General features: G+C 30.5%; 24 protein-coding genes. 1 reads left to right on the forward strand and 23 read right to left on the reverse strand.

What is annotated here, in order from left to right; translation table 11 throughout:
- The first annotated feature begins 69 nt into the window (after positions 1-69).
- On the forward strand, positions 70-579 hold the full coding sequence (locus IFB02_RS05225) for an acyl-CoA thioesterase (protein WP_106688009.1): 510 nt from the start codon (positions 70-72) through the stop codon (positions 577-579).
- Here the strand turns inward: IFB02_RS05225 and IFB02_RS05230 are convergent, their stop codons facing one another.
- From IFB02_RS05230 to IFB02_RS05340, 23 genes are all read right to left on the reverse strand, one after another.
- Positions 580-1,809: a murein hydrolase activator EnvC family protein gene (locus IFB02_RS05230; RefSeq protein WP_223878875.1), complete on the reverse strand. Its 1,230-nt coding sequence runs from the start codon at positions 1,807-1,809 to the stop codon at positions 580-582.
- A 1-nt stretch (position 1,810) separates the two neighbouring features.
- Positions 1,811-2,584, reverse strand: a complete 774-nt coding sequence (locus IFB02_RS05235; RefSeq protein ID WP_106688010.1) for a DUF4292 domain-containing protein — start codon at positions 2,582-2,584, stop codon at positions 1,811-1,813.
- A complete protein-coding gene (locus IFB02_RS05240) occupies positions 2,584-3,948 on the reverse strand; it encodes a tetratricopeptide repeat protein (protein ID WP_106688011.1) in 1,365 nt (454 codons plus the stop codon). The genes IFB02_RS05235 and IFB02_RS05240 overlap by 1 nt, the downstream gene beginning before the upstream one ends.
- Positions 3,949-4,005: 57 nt before the next feature.
- A complete protein-coding gene (locus IFB02_RS05245; RefSeq protein ID WP_106688012.1) occupies positions 4,006-5,025 on the reverse strand; it encodes a sugar phosphate nucleotidyltransferase in 1,020 nt (339 codons plus the stop codon).
- Between the two features lie 66 nt (positions 5,026-5,091).
- A complete protein-coding gene (dut, locus tag IFB02_RS05250) occupies positions 5,092-5,526 on the reverse strand; it encodes a dUTP diphosphatase (protein WP_106688013.1) in 435 nt (144 codons plus the stop codon).
- A 6-nt stretch (positions 5,527-5,532) separates the two neighbouring features.
- Positions 5,533-6,987: an oligosaccharide flippase family protein gene (locus tag IFB02_RS05255; protein ID WP_106688014.1), complete on the reverse strand. Its 1,455-nt coding sequence runs from the start codon at positions 6,985-6,987 to the stop codon at positions 5,533-5,535.
- A gap of 54 nt (positions 6,988-7,041) precedes the next feature.
- Positions 7,042-7,503, reverse strand: a complete 462-nt coding sequence (locus tag IFB02_RS05260) for a hypothetical protein (RefSeq protein WP_106688015.1) — start codon at positions 7,501-7,503, stop codon at positions 7,042-7,044.
- Between the two features lie 19 nt (positions 7,504-7,522).
- Positions 7,523-7,990, reverse strand: a complete 468-nt coding sequence (locus tag IFB02_RS05265; protein ID WP_106688016.1) for a hypothetical protein — start codon at positions 7,988-7,990, stop codon at positions 7,523-7,525.
- 185 nt (positions 7,991-8,175) lie between these two features.
- Positions 8,176-9,036: an ATP synthase F1 subunit gamma gene (atpG, locus tag IFB02_RS05270; protein ID WP_106688017.1), complete on the reverse strand. Its 861-nt coding sequence runs from the start codon at positions 9,034-9,036 to the stop codon at positions 8,176-8,178.
- Positions 9,037-9,109: 73 nt separating this feature from the next.
- Positions 9,110-10,690: a F0F1 ATP synthase subunit alpha gene (gene atpA, locus IFB02_RS05275; protein ID WP_106688018.1), complete on the reverse strand. Its 1,581-nt coding sequence runs from the start codon at positions 10,688-10,690 to the stop codon at positions 9,110-9,112.
- 41 nt (positions 10,691-10,731) lie between these two features.
- Complete coding sequence (gene atpH, locus IFB02_RS05280; protein ID WP_106688019.1) at positions 10,732-11,268, reverse strand: ATP synthase F1 subunit delta; 537 nt, start codon at positions 11,266-11,268, stop codon at positions 10,732-10,734.
- Positions 11,269-11,278: 10 nt separating this feature from the next.
- On the reverse strand, positions 11,279-11,779 hold the full coding sequence (locus IFB02_RS05285; protein ID WP_106688020.1) for a F0F1 ATP synthase subunit B: 501 nt from the start codon (positions 11,777-11,779) through the stop codon (positions 11,279-11,281).
- Positions 11,780-11,868: 89 nt separating this feature from the next.
- Complete coding sequence (atpE, locus tag IFB02_RS05290) at positions 11,869-12,057, reverse strand: ATP synthase F0 subunit C (RefSeq protein WP_004569351.1); 189 nt, start codon at positions 12,055-12,057, stop codon at positions 11,869-11,871.
- Positions 12,058-12,094: 37 nt separating this feature from the next.
- A complete protein-coding gene (gene atpB / locus IFB02_RS05295; RefSeq protein WP_106688021.1) occupies positions 12,095-13,219 on the reverse strand; it encodes a F0F1 ATP synthase subunit A in 1,125 nt (374 codons plus the stop codon).
- A gap of 131 nt (positions 13,220-13,350) precedes the next feature.
- The gene (locus tag IFB02_RS05300; protein ID WP_191073099.1) at positions 13,351-13,722 is read right to left on the reverse strand and encodes a DUF6168 family protein; all 372 of its coding nucleotides are present in this window, start codon (positions 13,720-13,722) and stop codon (positions 13,351-13,353) included.
- Positions 13,722-13,949 (reverse strand): AtpZ/AtpI family protein, encoded by a 228-nt coding sequence (locus IFB02_RS05305; RefSeq protein WP_191073100.1) that lies wholly within the window; start codon positions 13,947-13,949, stop codon positions 13,722-13,724. The genes IFB02_RS05300 and IFB02_RS05305 overlap by 1 nt, the downstream gene beginning before the upstream one ends.
- A complete protein-coding gene (locus tag IFB02_RS05310; RefSeq protein ID WP_106688024.1) occupies positions 13,918-14,307 on the reverse strand; it encodes a bactofilin family protein in 390 nt (129 codons plus the stop codon). The genes IFB02_RS05305 and IFB02_RS05310 overlap by 32 nt, the downstream gene beginning before the upstream one ends.
- Before the next feature lie 11 nt (positions 14,308-14,318).
- Positions 14,319-16,874 carry a type IX secretion system periplasmic lipoprotein PorW/SprE gene (gene porW, locus IFB02_RS05315; RefSeq protein WP_191073101.1) on the reverse strand — a complete coding sequence of 852 codons (2,556 nt, stop codon included), beginning with the start codon at positions 16,872-16,874 and terminating at the stop codon, positions 14,319-14,321.
- 175 nt (positions 16,875-17,049) lie between these two features.
- Positions 17,050-17,760: an ABC transporter ATP-binding protein gene (locus tag IFB02_RS05320; RefSeq protein WP_106688025.1), complete on the reverse strand. Its 711-nt coding sequence runs from the start codon at positions 17,758-17,760 to the stop codon at positions 17,050-17,052.
- 20 nt (positions 17,761-17,780) lie between these two features.
- Complete coding sequence (locus tag IFB02_RS05325; protein ID WP_191073102.1) at positions 17,781-19,259, reverse strand: DUF5687 family protein; 1,479 nt, start codon at positions 19,257-19,259, stop codon at positions 17,781-17,783.
- Between the two features lie 49 nt (positions 19,260-19,308).
- Positions 19,309-19,998, reverse strand: a complete 690-nt coding sequence (locus tag IFB02_RS05330; RefSeq protein WP_146131255.1) for a hypothetical protein — start codon at positions 19,996-19,998, stop codon at positions 19,309-19,311.
- A gap of 1 nt (position 19,999) precedes the next feature.
- Positions 20,000-20,629 carry a hypothetical protein gene (locus tag IFB02_RS05335; protein ID WP_191073103.1) on the reverse strand — a complete coding sequence of 210 codons (630 nt, stop codon included), beginning with the start codon at positions 20,627-20,629 and terminating at the stop codon, positions 20,000-20,002.
- Positions 20,629-20,967, reverse strand: a complete 339-nt coding sequence (locus IFB02_RS05340; RefSeq protein ID WP_106688029.1) for a PadR family transcriptional regulator — start codon at positions 20,965-20,967, stop codon at positions 20,629-20,631. The genes IFB02_RS05335 and IFB02_RS05340 overlap by 1 nt, the downstream gene beginning before the upstream one ends.
- Between the last annotated feature and the right edge of the window lie 104 nt (positions 20,968-21,071).

The raw sequence follows: 21,071 nt of genomic DNA on the forward strand, positions 1-21,071 counted from the left end.
ATATTAATTATTTGTAAAAAGCTAAAACAAAAAATACAATTCGCCTTACCTTTGCAAAAAATTAAAATTATGACTCCTAAAACTGCAGAAAACTCTAAAACCACATTAACAGATTTAGTATTACCTAGTGAAACTAATCCCTTAAATAATCTTTTTGGAGGCGAATTACTAGCGCGTATGGATCGTGCTGCAAGTATAAGTGCAAGACGCCATAGTAGACGTATTGTTGTAACTGCGTCTGTTAATCACGTAGCGTTTAATAGAGCTGTACCTTTAGGAAGTGTTGTAACTGTAGAAGCTAAAGTCTCTAGAGCCTTTAAAAGCTCTATGGAAATTTATATTGATGTATGGATTGAAGATCGCGAGTCTGGAGAACGTACAAAAGCTAACGAAGCCATTTACACCTTTGTAGCAGTTGATGAAACTGGAAGACCTGTAAATGTTCCAGAATTAATCCCTGAAACTAAATTAGAAAAAGAACGTTTTGCTGCTGCTTTAAGACGTAAACAATTAAGCTTAGTGTTAGCTGGTAAAATGCAACCCAAAGATGCTACAGAGCTAAAAGCATTATTTGAATAGTTACATCTTATAAATCCACTCTGCTGGATTTTGTGAAGCGTTATTTTTATAAATACTAAACTTAAGCATAGTCTCTCCTTCACTATCGGTAAAGACTTCGCCTATCTCCTGTTTTGTAGAAATTTCGTCACCTTTTTTTACAAATACTCTTTGTAAATTACCGTAAGCTGTGATATAATTACCGTGTTGGATTAAAACAACAGGATTACTTGTTTTTTGTACCATAACTGCAAGAACTGTTCCTTTAAAAACTGCTCTTACTTTAGCAGCTCTTTCTGTAGCTATTCTTACACCATTACTTTGTATTTCTAACTTAGGATCTATTAAGGAGCGTTGCTTACCATAACGTAATCTAACAACACCTTTTTCTACTGGCCAAGGTAATTTTCCTTTATTGTTTAAAAAGTCTGCTGCTACTAATTTTGCTTCTGCAGTTAGTGCAAAACCAGATTCGTAAGTAGAAGTCTTACCTGCTTTTTTGTTAGATTTAGCTATTTCGGCTTTAATAATTCTATCTATTTCTTGATCTATTTTATTTACTTCTTTTTGTTTGTCTTTAATTTGAGAAGCGTATTTACTTAGATCCTTTTTTATGTCTGCCATAACAGATTCGTGTTGCTTTCTGTCGGCTTCCAATTGCTTTTGGATTACTTTATTTTCTGCAATTAACTTGTCTTTTTCTTCTTTTTGCTTAACTAATCCTAAATTTAAATCTTGAAGCTTTTTGGCTTTTACTTTAATATCTTCGGCTTGTTTTTGTTGCACTTTTGCGTATTGGTTCATATACTGCAAACGCTTATAGGCTTGTCTAAAATTTTCTGAAGACAGTAAAAACATCACACGACTTTGCTCGCTTTTATTTTTATAACTTTTTTGAATGGTTTTTGCGTAATTTTCTTTTAAAATTGAAAGCTCGTCACGCAATTGCGTGATTTCTTTTTGATTATTAGCTATTGATCTAGTTAACAAATTAGCTTGCTGATTGGTGACTTTAATTAAGTTATTGGTTACGCTTAATTTGTAATTTAGATCTTCTATTAAAGCAGTTTGACTTTTCTTTTTACTTTGATTAGAAAATAATAATGAATTTATTTTTTCTATTTCTTTTCGTAATTCTATTCGTCTTGCTTCTAGTTGGTCTTTTTTGGTAGTTTGTGCTTGCGCCAAAGTTATGCCTAGTACGAATAATAGCGTAATTGTTGTATTTAAAATGCGGCGTAACTTCATCATTTTATAATTCTATTTTTTTGTAACCAGAAGGTATTGTAAACGGAAATCTTACTTCTTCGTCTAACTGTACAGATTTTAATTCTAAATTGATTTCTAATTGATCTTCGTTTTCTACAGCTAATATTTTTGTTTGAGAAGGAAAGGTTTGATTTTCTACTTCTTGATACGATAGATAGTCTATTTGCAATATACGGCGTTGTTCTGGTTGTGCTATTTGTTGAGAATCCATTTTAAAATGTGCTGGATTTATCATTAAAAATAACTCGAATAATTCGCGCTGTTTTTTTGGTTGTAATTGATAGGATTTATCAAAGATATCTAGCTTATAATCTTTATCGTTTAAAGCAAATAATGATTGACCTAATAGCATATTTTGTACTTTTTGAAAATCTAATTCTGTTCCTAAAAGGTTGCTTAAATATGTAAAATCGCCATCAAAATATGTATTATCCCATTTGTTATAATAAGCTACTCTTTGTGGTGTGATTAACACTTTGGCTATGCCTAGCTTACTCATCCAAATGGTTTTATCTTTTTCTATCCTTAAGCTTACTGTTGTACCTTCAGATCGATCTTGTTGGATATACTCTACTTTTAACTTTCCTACTAAGGTTTTAAAATTAGCATCTACTTTTTCTATCTGTTTTACTAATTGTTTAGTAGTTAATTTACTGTTTAATTCTCCATTTGCTGTAATGGTCTTAGTAGATTTACAGCTAATGGTTAGTGTTATAAAACATAGTGCTATTAAAGCAAATTTTAACGTATTACTCATTAATTAGTGTCTTGTAGTTGTAACGCTTTTTCTTTAAACGCTTTTGCTTTTGTTAAATTGTTTATTGCTGTGTAGGCTTTTGCTAATTGATTGTAAAAATCTTTTTCCATTGCAACGTCTTCTATAATATAATCCAAGCCCATTTCTAAGGTTTGTATGGCTTGTTCTGGCTTATTTAAATAATTTAATGATACGCCATGTGTTAAATATAACACTGGTTGCGATGGAAATATTTCTAAACCTTCTTGGCTTCGTTCTTTAGCTTGTTCAAATTGTTTTAAATCTATGTGTAATAATATTATGTTTCTTAAAATACCATAGTTTTCTTCTTCTATTTGTAATGCTTTTTCGTAAAACGAAATTGCTTTTTGTTTATCGCCTTTTACCAGGTAATATTGTGCTAATTCTACTAATGTTTTACCACTTGATTCTATTTTTGTTAACATACTTGTTATTTCTACCAAGTCTTTTTCGTATTGCTGATTTGCGCTTACAAATTTTACAAAATCTGCTAACACTTTTATCTTAGAATCTGGATTAATCTTAGAGCTTTGCAGTGCAATTTTCATAGACTGTATTGCATTATCATAACTACCTTCATCAAGGTAATATTTGTATAATGCTAAGTGAACTAATTCACTTTTTGGATGAATCTCTAATAGTTTTTTGGCAGTTTCAAAAGCTTTTTTCTTATCGTTGTTCTCGCTGTAACGATAGATTAATTTTAGATAATTTTCTTCAGATTCTGGATTTTTATCTACGCGTTCTTCTAGGTTTTCTATTTGTTCTTTTTTTCTTCCTGTCGCGTTGTAAATACGGTTACGTAGTAAATCTCTATCGTCTGTAATACCGTATTCTTCATCCAATTCGTCTAGAATTTTTAAAGCGTCTTTAAAATTTCCTGTTTGCACATAAATGTTTGCTAAATCCTCTTTATAATCTTGATGGTATTTTACTAATTGCCTAACTGTTTTTATTGCTTTATTGTACTCTTTTTGCTGTATGTATACATGGTACATTTCATCTAAAACCCATTCATTACCTGGTTGAATTTTTAAGGCTTCTTTTAAGGCTTCTTCTGCTGCTCCAAAGTTTTTTAATTGATTGTAATTTTTTCCTAATTGATAATGAATTACAATTTGCGAATTGTCTAACTCTAAACACTTTTGAAGGTTTTGTACAGCACGATCATAATTTTCTATACCGTATTGCTTCATTGCTTCGTAGAAATACTCTTGAAACTCATCTTCAAAGTTACCTAAATCGTCATCTGGTGCTTTATTAAAATCTATTTGGGCATAATTAATCTGCGGAATGCATAACATACCGAAAAATAAGTATAAGATGTAAAGCTTTATTTTCATCTAAATAACCTTTTTGCAAAGGTTTAAGTGATTGTTTTAGTTTAATTAGGACAATTATTATTCCAAAACAGAATAATCGCCAATACTAATTTTGGTAAACTTACCGTCGTACTTAACGTGGTTACCAATCATAGCTTCGTCTAAATTAGCATTTTTTATACTAGTATGGTTTTGTATTAAACTATTTTTAACGGTTGAATTTTCGATAACACAATTATTACCAATTGAAACAAAAGGTCCAACCGTTGTGTTTTTAAGCACTACATTTTCTCCAATATAACAAGGCTCTATAATTGTTGAATTTTCATTTTTAACAGAATCAGAAACAAGTTGCTCTTCTCCATCTGCTTGTAAAAAGCCTAACATACGTTGGTTTGTATCTAATGTAATGGTTTTGTTTCCGCAGTCCATCCACTCGCTAACTTCGCCTGTTTTAAAGACTTTTCCGTCTGCCATCATGCCTTTAATACCGTCGTTAATTTGATATTCGCCACCATTAATAATATTATTATCTAATACTTTTTGAAGTTGATCTTTTAACTGGCTTACTTCTTTAAAATAGTAAATACCTATAACTGCTAAATCGCTAACAAATTGTTGAGGCTTTTCTACAAGTTCAACAATTTCCTTTTTGTCGTTTAATTTAACAACACCGTAAGCTTCTGGTTGATCTACTTGCTTTACCCAAATTACTGAGTCTGCTTCTGGATCTAAATTGAAATCTGCACGAATTAAAGTATCTGCATAAGCAATTACTGCTGGTCCTGATAAACTATCTTTAGCACACATAATGGCGTGACCTGTTCCTAAAGGTTGATCTTGACGATAGATTGAGGATTTTGCACCTAAACTAGTTGCTAAATCTGTTAAACTGTCTACCACATCGTCTCCAAACCAAGCTGGATCACCTAAAACAAAAGCAACTTCGGTAATTGGCTGTTTTAAGACCTTTGCAATATCTTTTACTAATCTGTGTACAATTGATTGTCCTGCAACAGGAATTAGTGGTTTTGGAACTGTTAAACTATGTGGTCTTAGACGAGATCCTCTTCCCGCCATAGGTACTATTATTTTCATTTTTAAAGTTAATTTGTTTTTTGTCTAGTTGTTTATTTGATTTTCTAGAAATAGTGAGTCTTGTCCTTACTTTGTCCCTGTACTTCCAAAACCGCCTTCTCCACGAGATGTTTCAGAAAGAGTTTCTACTTCAATCCATTCGGCACGTTCGTGTTTTGCAATTACTAACTGTGCAATACGCTCGCCGTTTTCGATCGTAAAATCTTCGTTAGAAAGGTTAACAAGGATAACACCTATTTCTCCTCTATAATCTGCATCTACTGTTCCTGGCGCATTTAAGACAGTTATTCCTTTTTTTGCGGCTAAACCACTTCTTGGTCTTACTTGCGCTTCAAAACCTATTGGTAACTCTATAAATAAACCTGTTTTAACTATAGTACGATCTAAAGGTTTTAAGGTTATTGCCTCTTCTATATTTGCTCTTAAATCCATTCCAGCAGACGCTATAGTTTCATAATGCGGTAAAGCGTGATTGGATTTATTAATGATTTTTATTTGCATGAAATGTTATTTGAGTAGTTTTTTGATTTCATTTTTTTCAAGTTGAAAAACTATGCCTAAAAGTACAATTATTGCAGTAAAACCAATAAAATAATTACCTCTAAAATTATAAAAATAGATGAAAGAGAAACTAATCGACACCAATAAATAAATGACTATTTTCTTTAAATTGTAAGGAATTGGATAGTATTTTCTTCCATAAAAATAAGATAAAAACATCATCAAGCTATAAGCACAAAGCGTTGCAATTGCAGATCCTTTAAACCCTATTTTAGGTATTAAAATGTAATTAATTAACAATGTTATTACTGCACCAAAAACCGAAATAAAGGCTCCATATTTAGTCCTATCTGTAATTTTGTACCAAACAGATAGGTTATGATAAATACCAAGACAAAAGTTGGCTAATAGTATAAAAGGCACAATCCACATGGCGTCATAATAAGCTTCACTTCTAATAATTATAGGCTTTATTATATCTGCAAAAACAACTACTGTTACTAAAATTATTGCTCCAAATGCAATAAAAAACTCTAATATTTTGGCATAATTTTTTTGTGGATCTTTAGTTTTTGAATGGCTAAAAAAGTAAGGCTCTATGCCTAATCTAAAAGCTGTTGCAAAAAGCGTCATAAACAGCGCTAGTTTATAACATGCAGAATACATACCTATTTGGTCATCTGCTATATTTTCAGGCAATAATTCTTTTAAAAGAATTCGGTCAAAGGTTTCGTTTATAGAATACGCTACACCTGCAATAAGTACAGGTAAAGCGTAGTTCATCATTTTTTTCCAAAGTTTAATGTCTATTTTAAACTTCACTTTTCTATAAAATGGTAACAACCAAACCAACGTTAATGCGCTAGCAATGACGTTAGAAATGAAAATATAATTGATTTCGAATTTAGGCTTATAAATAGAATTGAAAATGGAGTTAATTTCGGCTAAATCTTTTAAATAAACTAATAAAAAGACATTAAGTCCTAAGTTTACAGCTACGTTTAAAATCTTAATTATAGCGTACTTCATAGGTTGACTTGTAGCTCTTAACCAAGCAAATGGTATAATTACTAATGCGTCTAAAAGCAATATTAGAAAGACTAAGTTTAAGTATTGTAAGTCAATTTCTATTATAGATGAAATTTGATTTCTGAAAAGAAAAGCAATACCTAAAACAGCGAAACTACTTACTGTTAAAGATGTTGCAGAGGTATTTAAAACACTTTTTTGATTTTCTTCTTTATTAAAAAATCTAAAAAACGCGGTTTCCATACCATAGGCTAAAACCACATTAAATAAAACGAAATAAGCAAAAATAAAGGATACTTCGCCATATTCAGCTCTTGATAACACTGAAGGATCTGTGTATAATGGCACAAGTATAAAACTTAACATTCTTGGTAAAACTGTTGCTAAACCATAGATAAATGTTTGCTTAAAAAGAGATTTAAATCCGCTCAAAAAGGTGTGTTTAATTTAATCTAAATGTATTGATTTTGTTAAAGTAAAAAAAAATTAATTGTTTGGCGGTCCATCTGGATAATAAACACCTTCTTTTTCTTTTATATTACTTACTTTATAATATTTTGTGGTTCCTTCTTCTGTATAACTTATTACACATTCTCTATTATTTAAATCAAAAGGAAAATAGCCATTTGTGGTTAATGCATTGCCTTCTTTATTAGATAACATCCTTGTTAGTCTTGAAAAATATTGTCCTTTTATGGGTTTTAATTTTCCCTTCATTTGTCTAAAATAAACACTGTCTAACGTGATTCCTTCATGATTTGGATATAGATTAGCAAAATATAAATTTACGCCAGAGCTACCTATTGCTACGCCTGTAGTCCAATGTTGTAAATAGGTTTGCGTTAATTGAATTGGTGCTTGCTTTTGTAATGTATACTTTGAGGATGTACAACTACAAATGCAAACAATTATCACTAAAAGTGTTATTTGAAATTTAAGGGCTTTCATTATGTAAGTAGGTTAAAAATTAATTCTGTTTTGGTGGCGCACTTGGAAAAAACTCCGCTTGTTTTTCTTTAATATGTTCAATTTTGTAATACTTCTTTATATCATTTTCAGTATAAATGATAACTGCTTCGTTTTCTTTTACATCAAAAAGACTATTTGCATCTATATTTAGTTGAAAATCTTCATTTTGATTCGCTTTAGTTAAAATACGTCCTATAAATAGATTTGGATTATTTGGTTTAGTGTTTAATTTAACAGTTTGTCCTCTAAAATATAAACTATCTATGGTTGTTGAATTTTCAATTTTAGAAAGTGAAATAAACACATTAATTCCTGATCCTCCATTTTTTACTCCAGCTATCCAATGTTGATAATATGGATTTTGTATCTCAAAACTAGCAGTTTTAGATAGTTTTTGTGCAGAAAAACATTGAAAAAACAGTATAGATAATACTGAAACTATTAAACCTTTAATAATATTTTGCATAACTGTTAATTTGTATAAATATAATCAAAACGTATTCCATAAAAAAAGCCCTATCAAATTTGATAAGGCTTTTATATGTTGTAAAACAAGCTATCGCTTAATTGTTTAGTGCTTCGCTTTTTGAAAACATTTAGCTTTCGCTTAATTGTTTAGTGCTTTGCTTTTTATAAACATTTAGCTTTCGCTTAATTGTTTAATGCTTCTGCACCACCAACAATTTCTAAGATTTCGTTAGTAATTGCTGCTTGACGTGCTTTGTTATAAGTTAATTTTAATTGATCTCTTAACTCAGTTGCGTTATCTGTTGCTTTATGCATTGCTGTCATACGCGCACCATGTTCGCTAGCAAAGCTATCTCTAACACCTTTGTAAAGTTGAGTCTTTAAAGATTTAGGGATTAACTCTTCTACGATTTCTGCTTTAGAAGGTTCAAATATGTAATCTAAATTAGCATTTTCTTCTCTTTGTACTGGTACAATTGGTAAGAACTGCTCTGTCATTACTATTTGTGTTGCAGCGTTTTTAAATTTGTTGTAAACGATTTCAATTTTATCAAATTGTCCTGTTACAAATTTATCCATTAAAGACTGCGCAATTAATGCTACGTTATCAAAAGTTAAATCATCAAACACATCACTTTGATTGTCTATAACTATACCTCTTTTACTAAAAGCATCGTTAACTTTTTTTCCGATAGCTAAAACAGAAACTTCTTTATTAGCGTAAACATGATCTACTAAATTATTAGTTTGCTTAATAATATTAGAGTTAAAAGCACCACATAATCCTCTGTTTGAGGAGATAGCAACTATTAATACTTTGTTTACTTCTCTTTGCTCTGCAAATTTGCTTCCTGTATCTGCATCTAAAGTAGCACTTAAACTTTGTAAAAGCTCTGTTAACTTATCGGCATAAGGACGCATTGCAGTAATAGCATCTTGAGCTTTCTTTAACTTTGCAGCAGATACCATTTTCATAGCACTTGTAATCTGCATCGTTGAAGATACTGAAGATATTCTATTACGTATTTCTTTTAAATTTGCCATATTTAGTAATTAGTATTGAGTATTCAGTAGTGAGACAATTTATAATCTCACTACTCAATACTAAAATCTATTATTATGCTTTGTATTTAGCAGATAATTCTTTAGCTACAGTAGTTAATGTATCTGTAACCTCATCTGTTAATTTTCCTGCTTTTAAAGTATCTAAAATACCTCTATGTTTTGCGTTTAAGAATTCGATATAATCTCTTTCAAATTCTTTTACTTTTTCTACAGGCACATCTCTTAATAAGTTTTTAGATCCAGCATAGATTATTGCTACTTGATCTTCTACTGTATAAGGATCGTTTTGTGCTTGCTTTAAGATCTCTACGTTACGTTTACCTTTTTCAATTACATTTAATGTTGCAGCATCAAGGTCTGATCCAAATTTAGCAAATGCTTCTAATTCACGGAACTGAGCTTGGTCTAACTTTAATGTACCAGATACTTTTTTCATTGATTTAATCTGAGCCGATCCACCTACACGAGAAACCGAGATACCTACGTTAATTGCTGGACGTACACCAGAGTTGAATAAATCTGATTCTAAGAATATCTGTCCGTCTGTAATAGAAATTACGTTAGTTGGGATATAAGCAGAAACGTCTCCAGCTTGTGTTTCGATAATTGGTAATGCTGTTAAAGATCCACCTCCTTTTACTACAGATTTTAAAGATTCTGGTAAATCGTTCATATTCTTAGCAATATCATCATCAGCGATCACTTTTGCAGCACGTTCTAATAATCTTGAGTGTAAGTAGAAAACGTCTCCTGGATACGCCTCACGTCCTGGTGGACGACGTAATAATAAAGATACCTCACGGTAAGCAACTGCTTGCTTTGATAAATCATCAAATACAATTAAAGCTGGTCTACCAGTATCTCTAAAATACTCACCTATTGCAGCACCTGTAAATGGCGCATAAACTTGCATTGCAGCAGGATCTGATGCATTTGCAGCTACAATAGTAGTGTAAGCTAAAGCTCCTTTTTCTTCTAAAGTTTTAGCAATGTTTGCAACTGTAGACGCTTTTTGTCCTACTGCTACATATATACAATATACAGGTTGTCCTGCATCGTAAAATTCTTTTTGATTTAAGATAGTATCTATACAAACTGTTGTTTTACCAGTTTGACGGTCACCAATTACAAGCTCACGTTGTCCACGTCCTACAGGAATCATGGCATCTACAGATTTAATACCTGTTTGTAATGGCTCGTTTACTGGTTGACGATAGATAACACCTGGCGCTTTACGCTCTAATGGCATTTCATAAGTATCACCAGAGATCGGTCCTTTTCCGTCTATTGGATTACCTAATGTATCTACAACACGACCAACAATTCCTTCTCCTACTTTAACAGATGCAATACGATTTGTACGTTTTACTGTAGATCCTTCTTTTACTCCTGTAGATCCACCTAATAATACGATACCAACGTTATCTTCTTCTAGGTTAAGTACAATACCTTCAGATCCGCCTTCAAACTCTACTAACTCACCGTATTGAGCGTTTGATAATCCGTATGCACGTACAATACCATCTCCTACTGTTAATACTGTTCCAACTTCGTCTAATGAAGCACTTGCTTCAAAACCTGAAAGTTGTTGTTTTAAGATTGCTGATACTTCAGCTGGTTTTACTTCTGCCATCTTTTTTAGATATTAGACGTTAGATTAACTTCTAACTATATTTAATTTATTGTAAATTCTCTTTTTAATTTGCTTAATTGGTTAGCGATACTTGCATTGTATTGTGTATCTCCAACTCTTAAAATGAAACCACCTAAAATGTTTTCATCTACAATATTTTTAATTGCTGCTTCTTTACCTGTAAGTGCTTTTACTTTGGCTAACACTTTAGCTTCTAAATCACCAGATAATGGTACAGCTGTAGTAACTTCTGCTATTTGATTTCCTTTTTGTTGTTCAAAAAGTGTTACAAAGCTTGATGCTACTGCTGGTAATAACGATGTACGTTTATTAGCAATAAGTACATCTATTAAGTTAACTGTTGCTTGATTTGCATTTTTAAATACTTCTAGCAATGCAGATTTTTTAACAGATGAACGTATTACAGGACTGTAAAGCATATCTTTTAAATCTTTACTTTGCGCAACTGTATTTACTATTAGCTGCATATCTCCATTTACAACTTCTGCTGTATTGTTGTCGTTTGCTAAATTTAATACTGCTTTTGCGTAACGTATTGCTGCTCTTTCTCCTGCCATGATATTTTGACTAGTTTAATTTTGCTTCACCTAACATAGACTCTACCAACTCTAATTGTTTGTCTTTGTTAGATAATTCTTGACGTACTACTTTTTCTGCAATATCTACAGATAATCCTGCTACTTGACTTTTTAATTGAGCCATAGCAGATTTCTTTTCGCTTTCTATTGCAGCTTGTGCTTGAGCTATCATTGCATTTGCTTGCTCTTGCGCTTCTGTTTTTGCGTCTTCAATCATTTTTGTTTTAAGCTCGCGTGCTTCTTTTAACATTGCTTCACGTTCTGCACGAGCTTCTTTTAATAACTTATCGTTATCTGCTTGAAGGTTTTGCATTTCAACTTTTGCATTTTCTGCTGCTTCTAATGCATTTTGGATACCATCTTCACGAGATTGTAAAGCGTCTAAGATTGGTTTCCAAGCAAATTTTCTCATTAATACGATAAGTATTAATAAGATTACCGCTTGCATTATAAATAAACCTACTGAAAAATCGTTTAATAAAGTTTCCATTTGATATTGATTACTTCTTTGTGTTTGTTTAATTTAAAACAGCTTCTGTAACCAACCGTTACAGAAGTTGTTTTTGTTTTGTTTTAGGATTATTTTCCTAAGATTAATGCACCGAATGCTAAACCTTCTAATAAGGCACCGATGATGATCATCGCAGTTTGGATTTTTCCAGCTGCTTCTGGTTGACGAGCAATACCTTCCATTGCTTTTCCACCGATTTGACCTAAACCGATTCCTCCACCGATTACGATTAATCCTGCTCCAATTAAATTGTACATACTAATTGATTTTAAATATTAATTAAACAAATTCTTATTAATGATGGTCATGTTCTTCAACCGCCATACCTATAAATAACGATGATAACATCGTAAAAATAAACGCTTGTAAAAAGGCTACCAATATTTCGATAACCGATATAAATAATGCTAACACTAAAGACATACCTGTAGATGCTACTGGTCCAAATGCTTCTTTCATTGTTATCATTAATGCTATAAGACTCATTACCACAAAGTGTCCTGCTGTCATGTTTGCAAATAAACGAACTAATAAAGAGAATGGTTTAATTAACACAAATCCTATTAATTCTATAACTGCTAATATTGGTCTTAATATTACTGGTACTCCTGGCATCCATAATGTATGCATCCAGAAATCTTTGCTTCCGCTAAATAAATAGATTACTGCTGTAAATATTGCTAAACATACTGTTACAGCTATTTGTCCTGTTACGTTAAAACCTAATGGTGTTAATCCTAATAAGTTTAATATCCAGATAAAGAAAAATACTGTTAACAAGAAGCCCATAAATTTACGGTACTTTTTCTCTCCAATATTTGGCTTAGCTATATCATCTCTTACATAGATTACTAATGGTTCTAACACACGACCAATACCTGTTGGGATATTTTTTCCTTTTTTGTAACCTTTTGCTAAACTACCAAAACCTAAAATCATTAATAATCCAGCTAGTAACATACCAAACACACTTTTAGTTATAGAAAAATCTAAAACTTTGTGTGCATTTGTTGGATGATGTGAATCATCAAAAGCAACAGTTGTTGCACCATTGTCTAACTCGTATATTTTACTGTGTAATTTTACTAATCTAGTGTCTCCTTTTTCTACGATTACTTGACCGTTATCGTCATGATGAAACTCTGAAGACATAAACACTTTTAATCCATTACTTGTCCAAACAATTACAGGTAATGGCATGCTCCAATGTTTTCCTGTTTTGTTGTTTGTAAATAGATGAAAATCGTGAGAATCTTTTAAGTGATGTTGGATATACTCTTTAATTTCTGAAGGTGTATCAATTGTATTACCCTTTTGATCTTCTTGGTGAGATTTATCAGTGTCTGCGAAAGTCACCGAAGTTATTAATACACAGAATAATGCTATAATTAATTTGATAGATTTTTTTGCAATCATCATTTTTTACGACTAATTAAAGTTTTGCCTCTAAATTTCGTGCAAATGTAAGCATTTATTTAAATATCTAAAGCATTTTTTTCATTTTAAAAAATTGCTTTTAATTTATAGCTAATTATCTGATTATTTTAACCTTATTTACGGGATAATAATTTACCTATAATTACTCCTTCTGTAATTAGAAATACAAACAATGGGATTACTAAACTTATTCTTGAAGTCATCTCTAATGTTTCTAATGAAAATATAGACTTTTGAAAGATAAGTACAAATGCACCTATTTTAAAACAGATTAGCATTAGATAAGCATATCCTACTTGATTTGGCAATTTTTCATTTAGTGTTTCTACGATAAGATATATTATAATTGTAGCTATTGCATGAAACAAGTAAACACTTAATAATGAAAATGGTAAAGCTTGACCGATAACATAGTTGTTTAGTCCGTAACTAATAAAAAAAATGGCAATAATAATTGCTACAGTTGTTAAGATGCGTTTTGGCATTATTTTTTGTTTGTAATTTTTATAACTTGATAAATCACCGAAAACATCGCAACTCCAACTGCTATTAAGGTTATTACTTTGTAATAAATTTGGTTAGTCGTATTATATTTTTGATCAAGCCATTCTCCAAGTTTACTTCCAAAATAGATAGTTAATCCCATTTGCAATGCAATTGAGGTAAACCTGATGTACTTATTAGGCTGTTTTTTGTTGCTTTGACGTGCCATTTATATCTTTTACAGAAGACTTCATTACACAAGACACATTAAATGTTGCGCCTGGCTCTACTGCTAATTTTTCTATTACAACATCACCTTCTATATGTGCTGTAGATTTTAGCGTTAATGTACCTGTTAATTCTAAGGTTCCTTTTAATTGTCCTTCAAAATAAGCATTACTACAAGATAGTTTTCCTAAGATAACTCCTTCTTTTCCAACCACTACTTTTCCAGCTGTTTCTATATTTCCTTCTACCGTTCCATCTACACGTAGGTCGCCTTCACTAAAAAAATCACCTACAATTTTGGTGCCTTTAGCTATAATGTTTTGTATTGAAATTTGATCTTGATTTTTACTTTTCTTCATAATTTGGGAGATTATTGACTTGCTAAGTAAGTATCTAAATTTTTATGTATTTGTACTGTTTGATAATTGTCTTGAGAAATTGCAAAAAATGGCTTTGTTATCTTTTTTGATTTTTGCTTTTCTTCGTTAATAATTTGAGCAAATCCTTTAGCGCCATCTATACTTTTTATACCGTGAACTACAACAAAAGTTTTGTCTGTATTGTAAACATCTACAGATGTTGCTAAATCATAATAGGAGATTTTTGTAATTGCTGAATCTAATTGCTTTTTAAATTCGGTTATTTGATCCTTATTTGTTGTATCAAATTGATAAACTACTTTAAAGTTTTTTGAAATATCGTTAGATTTAAAACTACTATCTCCTAAAGTTTGTAGACTATTTACTAATGCTTGTGCTTGTTTACCTTCTTCTGTATTGGCATAATCTAAAGCTATTTGATTTAACCCATCTACATAGGTTTGATAACCATATAATCTACCTTTTGCTGTCGCTTTTAATAATTCAAATTTTGGTTGTATTGGATCGCCATCAAAATAGTTTAAATAGGTATCACTATCACTTATTACTTTTTCAAATTGCTGCTTTTCTAACAACAAATAGGTTTGTTTGTATAAATTCTCTGGACTATCTTGATTATCTGCAACTGCTTGATTTGGGTTTTGCAAAATAAAAGCATATCTAGAATCTGCGTGATTTTCTATTATATCTTGCTTTGCTATTTCAGACGCGTTAGTTTCACCTAAAATTTCATAAATTTTATATAGATTATATTTTGAAGGAAGTACTAAACGTTCTTCTGGCGCACTTTTTAACAAGGTTGTAAACTTTTGTTTAGCCAGTTGATACTCTTTAAACTTTTCTTTATAAATTAATCCTAATTGATAGTAGGCATAATTTCTATCTTTTATTAAACTATCAATTTCTTTTTCTGTTTGTGGTAATTGATCAATATAATATTGTGGATTATATTTTTGATCTTCTGTTGCATTTTCTACTACTGAAGTTGTTGAGTTTTGTGCAGAAAAATTGCCTCTTCCAGAATTTGACCATCGCCAATTATCTTTATTCTCTCTTTCTCCCCAAAGTTGCTCAAACTCGTTTTTACCGTAAGCTACTGTAGATGGATTATAAAAGTAAAAACTTGATGTTGCTCTAGGATTAGATACACTTGGTGGACCAAATCCTTTATTGGTTGTATTTGTGGTTTGTTCTAAACCTTTTTTACGTTGGGCAATTTCTAAACGTTCTTGCTCTGCAAGCGCTTCCTCTTTTAAACCATTGGTATAAGTTGTAAAGTACGATAGCTGTTCAGATTTTGGCATTGCTACCAACCTTAAAATACTATCGTTAGCATCTGCAATTCCTTCGTATAAGATAACATCTTCTAGATTGTCGTTTTTCTTCTTTATCGTTCTATATGGTTTGCTGTTTTCTACCATATTTGTTAACGTACTATCGTAATATGCGCCAGCTAATTTATATTGTGCATCATCAAAATAATAATCTCCTAATGTTTGGTAGTTTTTGGCTACTAAAATCTTGTCTTGAGAATTTGTACGAAGCGATTTGTTGTAATATGCTATTGCTAAAGAATCGAATTTATTTTCTAAATGAAACTGGGCAATTTGATGATAAATTTTATCTAAAAAAGGTCTGTTTTCCCTATTCTTTTCAAGTTTTGTTAGATGCTCTAAAAATTCGATTTTATTACCGTTTTCGTAATCAAAATTTTTGGCTTTTTCTACTTCGGCAGCAATAAGATATTGTCTAGGAATTTTACGATTTAAATCTATAACTTGATCAAAAGCCATGTTAGCACTGTCTTTATATTTTAAAGCATTGTAAAGCTGACCTTTTATAAAGTTAAATCGTCCTTTTTCTTCATTTTTTTTAGTGGCTTTAGAGGCTGTTTTTATATGGACAATTGCAGTATCTAATTGCTCTAAATTAATGTATGCTTGTGCTAATGTAGATGTTGCATCTGCTAGTTGTTGATCTTCTAATTCTTCTTGATCTAGTAAACGTTTAAGGTTTTCGATAGCAATTTCATTATTATCTAAACGCATATTTGTTTTTTCTCTCCAAACTTTTGCAGTATTAATCTTGTCTGAAGCAGCATAACTTGATAATATTTTATTAAACGCATTTAGTGCTGGTACAAAACGTTGATCAAAATATCTGGCTTGCCCTAAAAGTAAATACGCTTCGTCTATTTGCGGATTATATTCTTTTCCTTGAATATTCATCCCGTGTTTTTGTATTGCTTTTACAGCTTTTTCTTCTGCTCTAGTAAAATCTGCATTTTTAGATTGTCCTGGTAAGATAATTTCATCTGTTACCTGCATACGCTCTACAGGTAAAATCTCCCAATAATTATCAAAATAAGAAGAATTAAGGCTATTACGACCTTGATCTAAAGCATTAAAACCGTTAAAAAGTGTGTTATACTCTGCAGTTACAGCATGAAAGTTTCGGTTTATAAAACTGTCTTTTTTACGCGAACAACTAGTAATTGTTAGTGCAAAACATAGAGTAACTAAGGTTATTTTTAATGCTATTTTCAATGCTTTTGTATTTGTGTAATACATAACTGTGTACAGCCTAAATTATTATAATTTATGGTTGTAAGATGGTAAAAATAAGCATCTTTTTTGAAATAACTTAAAATTGAAGACATTCCGCTAAAAAAAGTAGCCTTTATTGCGCGTATTCTTTTATAAACTATAGAATTACATTGCTTCAAACCATTTGATCTGTACCAGAAAAATGAGCTTCTAATTCTTTTAAAGTAGCTTCACTAGTTTGTATATCTTTAACAACTTGACCTTTTTCTAAAACTACTATACGCTCGCAAACATCTGTAACGTGCAATAAATCATGACTTGACACTAAAACCGTTACACCTTGTTTTTGTGCTAAATCTTTAATTATTTGTTTTAAACGAATTTGTGTTGTTGGATCTAAATTTGCAAAAGGCTCGTCTAGAATAATCACATCTGGATTACCAATTAAAGCAGCTACAATTCCTGCTTTTTTCTGATTTCCTTTACTTAAATCACGAAGATATTTTTTTTGATTCAAAATTTCGCCATGAAAAAAATCTTCAAACTGTGCTAACAAATTATCTACGTCTTGTTTATTTTGACCACGTAAATCGCCAATAAAATAGAAATATTCTTCTGGTGTTAAATATCCTATTAAAAAGCTTTCGTCAATAAAAGCAGAAGTAAATGGCTTCCAATCTTCGCTTTGACTAACAATAACTCCGGTATTTTCTATTTGCCCAGTTGTTGGCTTTATTAAATCTAAAAGTAAACTAAAATAAGTGGTTTTTCCTGCTCCATTATTACCTACCAATCCAAAACTTTGACCTTTTGGTATTGATAAATTAGAGATATTTAAAACTTCTTTAGAATTATATTTTTTTGATAGGTTGGTTGTTTTTATCATGATTAAAAGAGTATTATTTATTAATTGTCTTGACTAAAAGCGTTGATCATTTGGTACTTAGAGGCTAAGTATTTTTGTGTTATTAGTTTCATTAACTTTTGATGAAACACAATGCCGGTTAATCCTAATAGGATTAGTACAAATAAAGCCACATTAAAGTTGACAAAATAAGACGTTAATCCAAAAATTGCTGCTGGTAATAACATTAATGGTATACCAATTATCCACTGTACAGCGCCTGTACCTTGATAATTAAAAGCTGCTCGTTGATTTAAGTCTATTTTTTTACGGTTAAAGCTTCCGCCAAGCATTATTACATAACTGTTAACGCCAATATTATAAATGGCTGCTGCAAAATGAGCCGCTAAAATTTTCCATCCAAAATACACATAAGGAATGCTTAAAATAAACATGATAATTACGCTTATTATCATTAGTGTATATTTAGATTTTAAGTATTGTTCGTATTTTATATTTTGGCTCATTAGCATTTTATAATAACCACTATCCCAAGCTGGAATAAACTGACCAAAATTGATTAAAAATATACCGGTAACAAAAATACCTACAAATCCATATATCATTGGAGAATCTTGAAATTGCGGATTTGGATAAAAAAACAAACCATACAATAAGCCTATTACCAAAATAAACACTGACGATTTTGGTCTTTTATTTCGCCAAATTAATCGTAAATCTAATTGCATAAAAGGTGCTATATCGCCAAAGTTTTTTGTCCAACCTAAATTAGAGCTATTTACTTCTTTAATTTTAGTTTTTAAAGCATGATCTAAAAATAGTTTTTGCTTTAATATCTTATAATTAGCCCAATAACATACCGTTAATATGACAACTAATACTAATAAATAAATTGGTGTGTTTGCTATAGTTAATATAGCGGTAGATAATGCTCCAGATATATCTATTAAGCCAAAATGATTTAACCCATATAAACCACTTGATATAGCTATAATTGGAAGATAAGACAGCTCGGTTTCGGCGGAGAAACTTTCTATAATAAAGTTTACAAAGTTACTTATTAACGATATTAAGATTAATGCTACTAACCAAGATAAAACAACACTTGTATCGTAATCTTTAGCAATTAATACCACGCTAAAAGGTACTAATGCAAATAATGGTAAAAAGTTAAAAAAGGATAAAAGCGATTTACCTAAGACATAATGAACTATGTTTTTTTTAGCAATTGGTACTGTTAATAACGGTTTAACACTTAATACTGGTAGTTTTTGAAAAAAAAATCTAATTAACAGATCCATTAAAACCCAAAAAAATATGGCTTTATTAACTATTAAAAAAGGGTCTTGTTCTGGGAAAAGTTTTTTTAATGCAGGATAAAGTCCGATACCTAAAAATAAAAACATGACAATAAAATATAAGGCTAATAAGCCCATAACTATTTTAATGCCTAGACTTTTTCCAAAATTTGCCGATCTAGTAAATTGCTTCCATTCTAGCTTTATAAATTGAAAAATCATAGATTGTTTGGTTTGGTTAATTGTATTAGTAGCAATGTATTTTAATTTGTTACATACTATATTCGGGATAAGTGGTATTAAGCAAAGTTTCTGCTTTTTCTGGTATTAACTTAAAACTTATATAATTAATAAGATAAAACAATGTAAATACAGCTGCGGTAAGCACTACTAATTTAGAGTTAGAAATAAACACATCGCTCCAAGTAAAAATGTTGTAAAACTGAGATAAGAAAACAATTCCTACACTTCCGGCTTGTTTAAAGATTAGCTCTTCTAATAACCATTTTTTGTTAGACAACTCACTTCTTCTTCTAAATTCTCTATTAAGCTGAATACTTTTATACAATGTCCAAATTGCTAAAACACCAAAAGTTATGAAGAAAAAATACTGAGCAAACCTTGAAGTAAAAGCTGTATAAAACATTAAAAACATAGTTAATGTTATCACTATTTTTGGGATAGAAAACCATTGCTTAAGCTCTGATAACAAATAGTTGTAATAGCGTTTATTCATTGCTTTTTGACGCTGCTCTACAACATCCATAAAACCAAAAACGCCAAACTTTTTAAAAGACTGGTCTCTTGCATCTTCAAACGACAAGTTAGGTTGTTCTTGCAATATAGTTTCAATATCATTAGCTAAATGGTCTACAAGTTCGGTTTGTAAATCGTAATGATATACATAATGATTTCTTGTAAACGCGTATAATTCTTGTATGTGTTCTTTTGTCAACTTCAAACTAATTAATCATTTTATAATAATTTGATATATCGTTCTTTTTCTTTAGTAAAACCATTAATCCAGACACATTAAACAATAATGCTATGTAAAAGTAAATTACAAAAAAAATAGGCTGTTCTAATAACGGTGTTTTAATAATATTAGATAAATAAAGAAATAAAGAAGGCAATGCCATAATGGAGTATAATGGTTGTGCTATTTGCAATTTTTTAAAGTCTTTTTCTTTGTAAGATCTTTTAGCAAAACCTACCATATTTATAATAAAGATGGTTAATAGCAGACTTATAAATCCATTTTTTAATTGAGAAAAATTTACAAATGAATAAACGATTAAAAAGATTAATACATTAAAAATTATAAACTTTGGTTTATAATAAAACTTAATTACTTGTTTTAATAATAATCGTTGATAGCTCCAATGGATAGATTTTTGTCTTTTAGTTTCAAAATCTTTAATAAATCTAACCTTAGTTTTTAGAAAATCTTCAAGTAAAATGTACTTACTCTCTTGTTCAAACTCTGTTGCTAAATGGTCTGTTAATTCTAACCTTACATCTATAAACTTAATATTAAGTTTTAGTAAAAAACATTCTATAAACTGTATGTCTTCTTTACTTAACGTCTGCATTATTCTAAACTAAAATTAGGATTAACCAAAATTTGCATGGTTTTAATATACTCTTGTAATTCGTTTAATTTATTTACAGTTTCTGTAGTTCCTTTTTCTGTAAGTTTATAGTATTTACGTAAACGATTATCTACTTTTTGTACCTCAACTTCTAATAATCCATCTGCTTCTAATTTATGTAATGCAGGATACAATGCACCTTCGGTAATTTTAAGTTCGCCTTTAGTAATTTCTTTTACTTTCTGGGTAATCTCATAACCATACATCTTGTCACTTTCATTTAAAAGCTTTAAAATAATGGTAGTTAAACTACCTTTATATAATTTGGAATTTGCCATAAGTCAAATATACATAAAATTCTTATGCATAATAATCTTATGTATTAATTTTTTAATAATTCTACCTTAAGACAATTTATGCTTCATTATTTTTGCAAAAAACA

Origin of the sequence: Mesoflavibacter profundi (assembly GCF_014764305.1) — a bacterium.
GTDB classification, from domain to species: domain Bacteria; phylum Bacteroidota; class Bacteroidia; order Flavobacteriales; family Flavobacteriaceae; genus Mesoflavibacter; species Mesoflavibacter profundi.

Excerpts from the sequence above, each read along its gene's own strand:
- IFB02_RS05225 (WP_106688009.1), top strand. The coding sequence starts at position 70 with ATGACTCCTAAAACTGCAGAAAACTCTAAAACCACATTAACAGATTTA.
- IFB02_RS05230 (WP_223878875.1), bottom strand. The coding sequence starts at position 1,809 with ATGATGAAGTTACGCCGCATTTTAAATACAACAATTACGCTATTATTC.
- IFB02_RS05235 (WP_106688010.1), bottom strand. The coding sequence starts at position 2,584 with ATGAGTAATACGTTAAAATTTGCTTTAATAGCACTATGTTTTATAACA.
- IFB02_RS05240 (WP_106688011.1), bottom strand. The coding sequence starts at position 3,948 with ATGAAAATAAAGCTTTACATCTTATACTTATTTTTCGGTATGTTATGC.
- IFB02_RS05245 (WP_106688012.1), bottom strand. The coding sequence starts at position 5,025 with ATGAAAATAATAGTACCTATGGCGGGAAGAGGATCTCGTCTAAGACCA.
- dut (WP_106688013.1), bottom strand. The coding sequence starts at position 5,526 with ATGCAAATAAAAATCATTAATAAATCCAATCACGCTTTACCGCATTAT.
- IFB02_RS05260 (WP_106688015.1), bottom strand. The coding sequence starts at position 7,503 with ATGAAAGCCCTTAAATTTCAAATAACACTTTTAGTGATAATTGTTTGC.
- IFB02_RS05265 (WP_106688016.1), bottom strand. The coding sequence starts at position 7,990 with ATGCAAAATATTATTAAAGGTTTAATAGTTTCAGTATTATCTATACTG.
- atpG (WP_106688017.1), bottom strand. The coding sequence starts at position 9,036 with ATGGCAAATTTAAAAGAAATACGTAATAGAATATCTTCAGTATCTTCA.
- atpA (WP_106688018.1), bottom strand. The coding sequence starts at position 10,690 with ATGGCAGAAGTAAAACCAGCTGAAGTATCAGCAATCTTAAAACAACAA.
- atpH (WP_106688019.1), bottom strand. The coding sequence starts at position 11,268 with ATGGCAGGAGAAAGAGCAGCAATACGTTACGCAAAAGCAGTATTAAAT.
- IFB02_RS05285 (WP_106688020.1), bottom strand. The coding sequence starts at position 11,779 with ATGGAAACTTTATTAAACGATTTTTCAGTAGGTTTATTTATAATGCAA.
- atpE (WP_004569351.1), bottom strand. The coding sequence starts at position 12,057 with ATGTACAATTTAATTGGAGCAGGATTAATCGTAATCGGTGGAGGAATC.
- atpB (WP_106688021.1), bottom strand. The coding sequence starts at position 13,219 with ATGATGATTGCAAAAAAATCTATCAAATTAATTATAGCATTATTCTGT.
- IFB02_RS05300 (WP_191073099.1), bottom strand. The coding sequence starts at position 13,722 with ATGCCAAAACGCATCTTAACAACTGTAGCAATTATTATTGCCATTTTT.
- IFB02_RS05305 (WP_191073100.1), bottom strand. The coding sequence starts at position 13,949 with ATGGCACGTCAAAGCAACAAAAAACAGCCTAATAAGTACATCAGGTTT.
- IFB02_RS05310 (WP_106688024.1), bottom strand. The coding sequence starts at position 14,307 with ATGAAGAAAAGTAAAAATCAAGATCAAATTTCAATACAAAACATTATA.
- IFB02_RS05320 (WP_106688025.1), bottom strand. The coding sequence starts at position 17,760 with ATGATAAAAACAACCAACCTATCAAAAAAATATAATTCTAAAGAAGTT.
- IFB02_RS05325 (WP_191073102.1), bottom strand. The coding sequence starts at position 19,259 with ATGATTTTTCAATTTATAAAGCTAGAATGGAAGCAATTTACTAGATCG.
- IFB02_RS05335 (WP_191073103.1), bottom strand. The coding sequence starts at position 20,629 with ATGCAGACGTTAAGTAAAGAAGACATACAGTTTATAGAATGTTTTTTA.
- IFB02_RS05340 (WP_106688029.1), bottom strand. The coding sequence starts at position 20,967 with ATGGCAAATTCCAAATTATATAAAGGTAGTTTAACTACCATTATTTTA.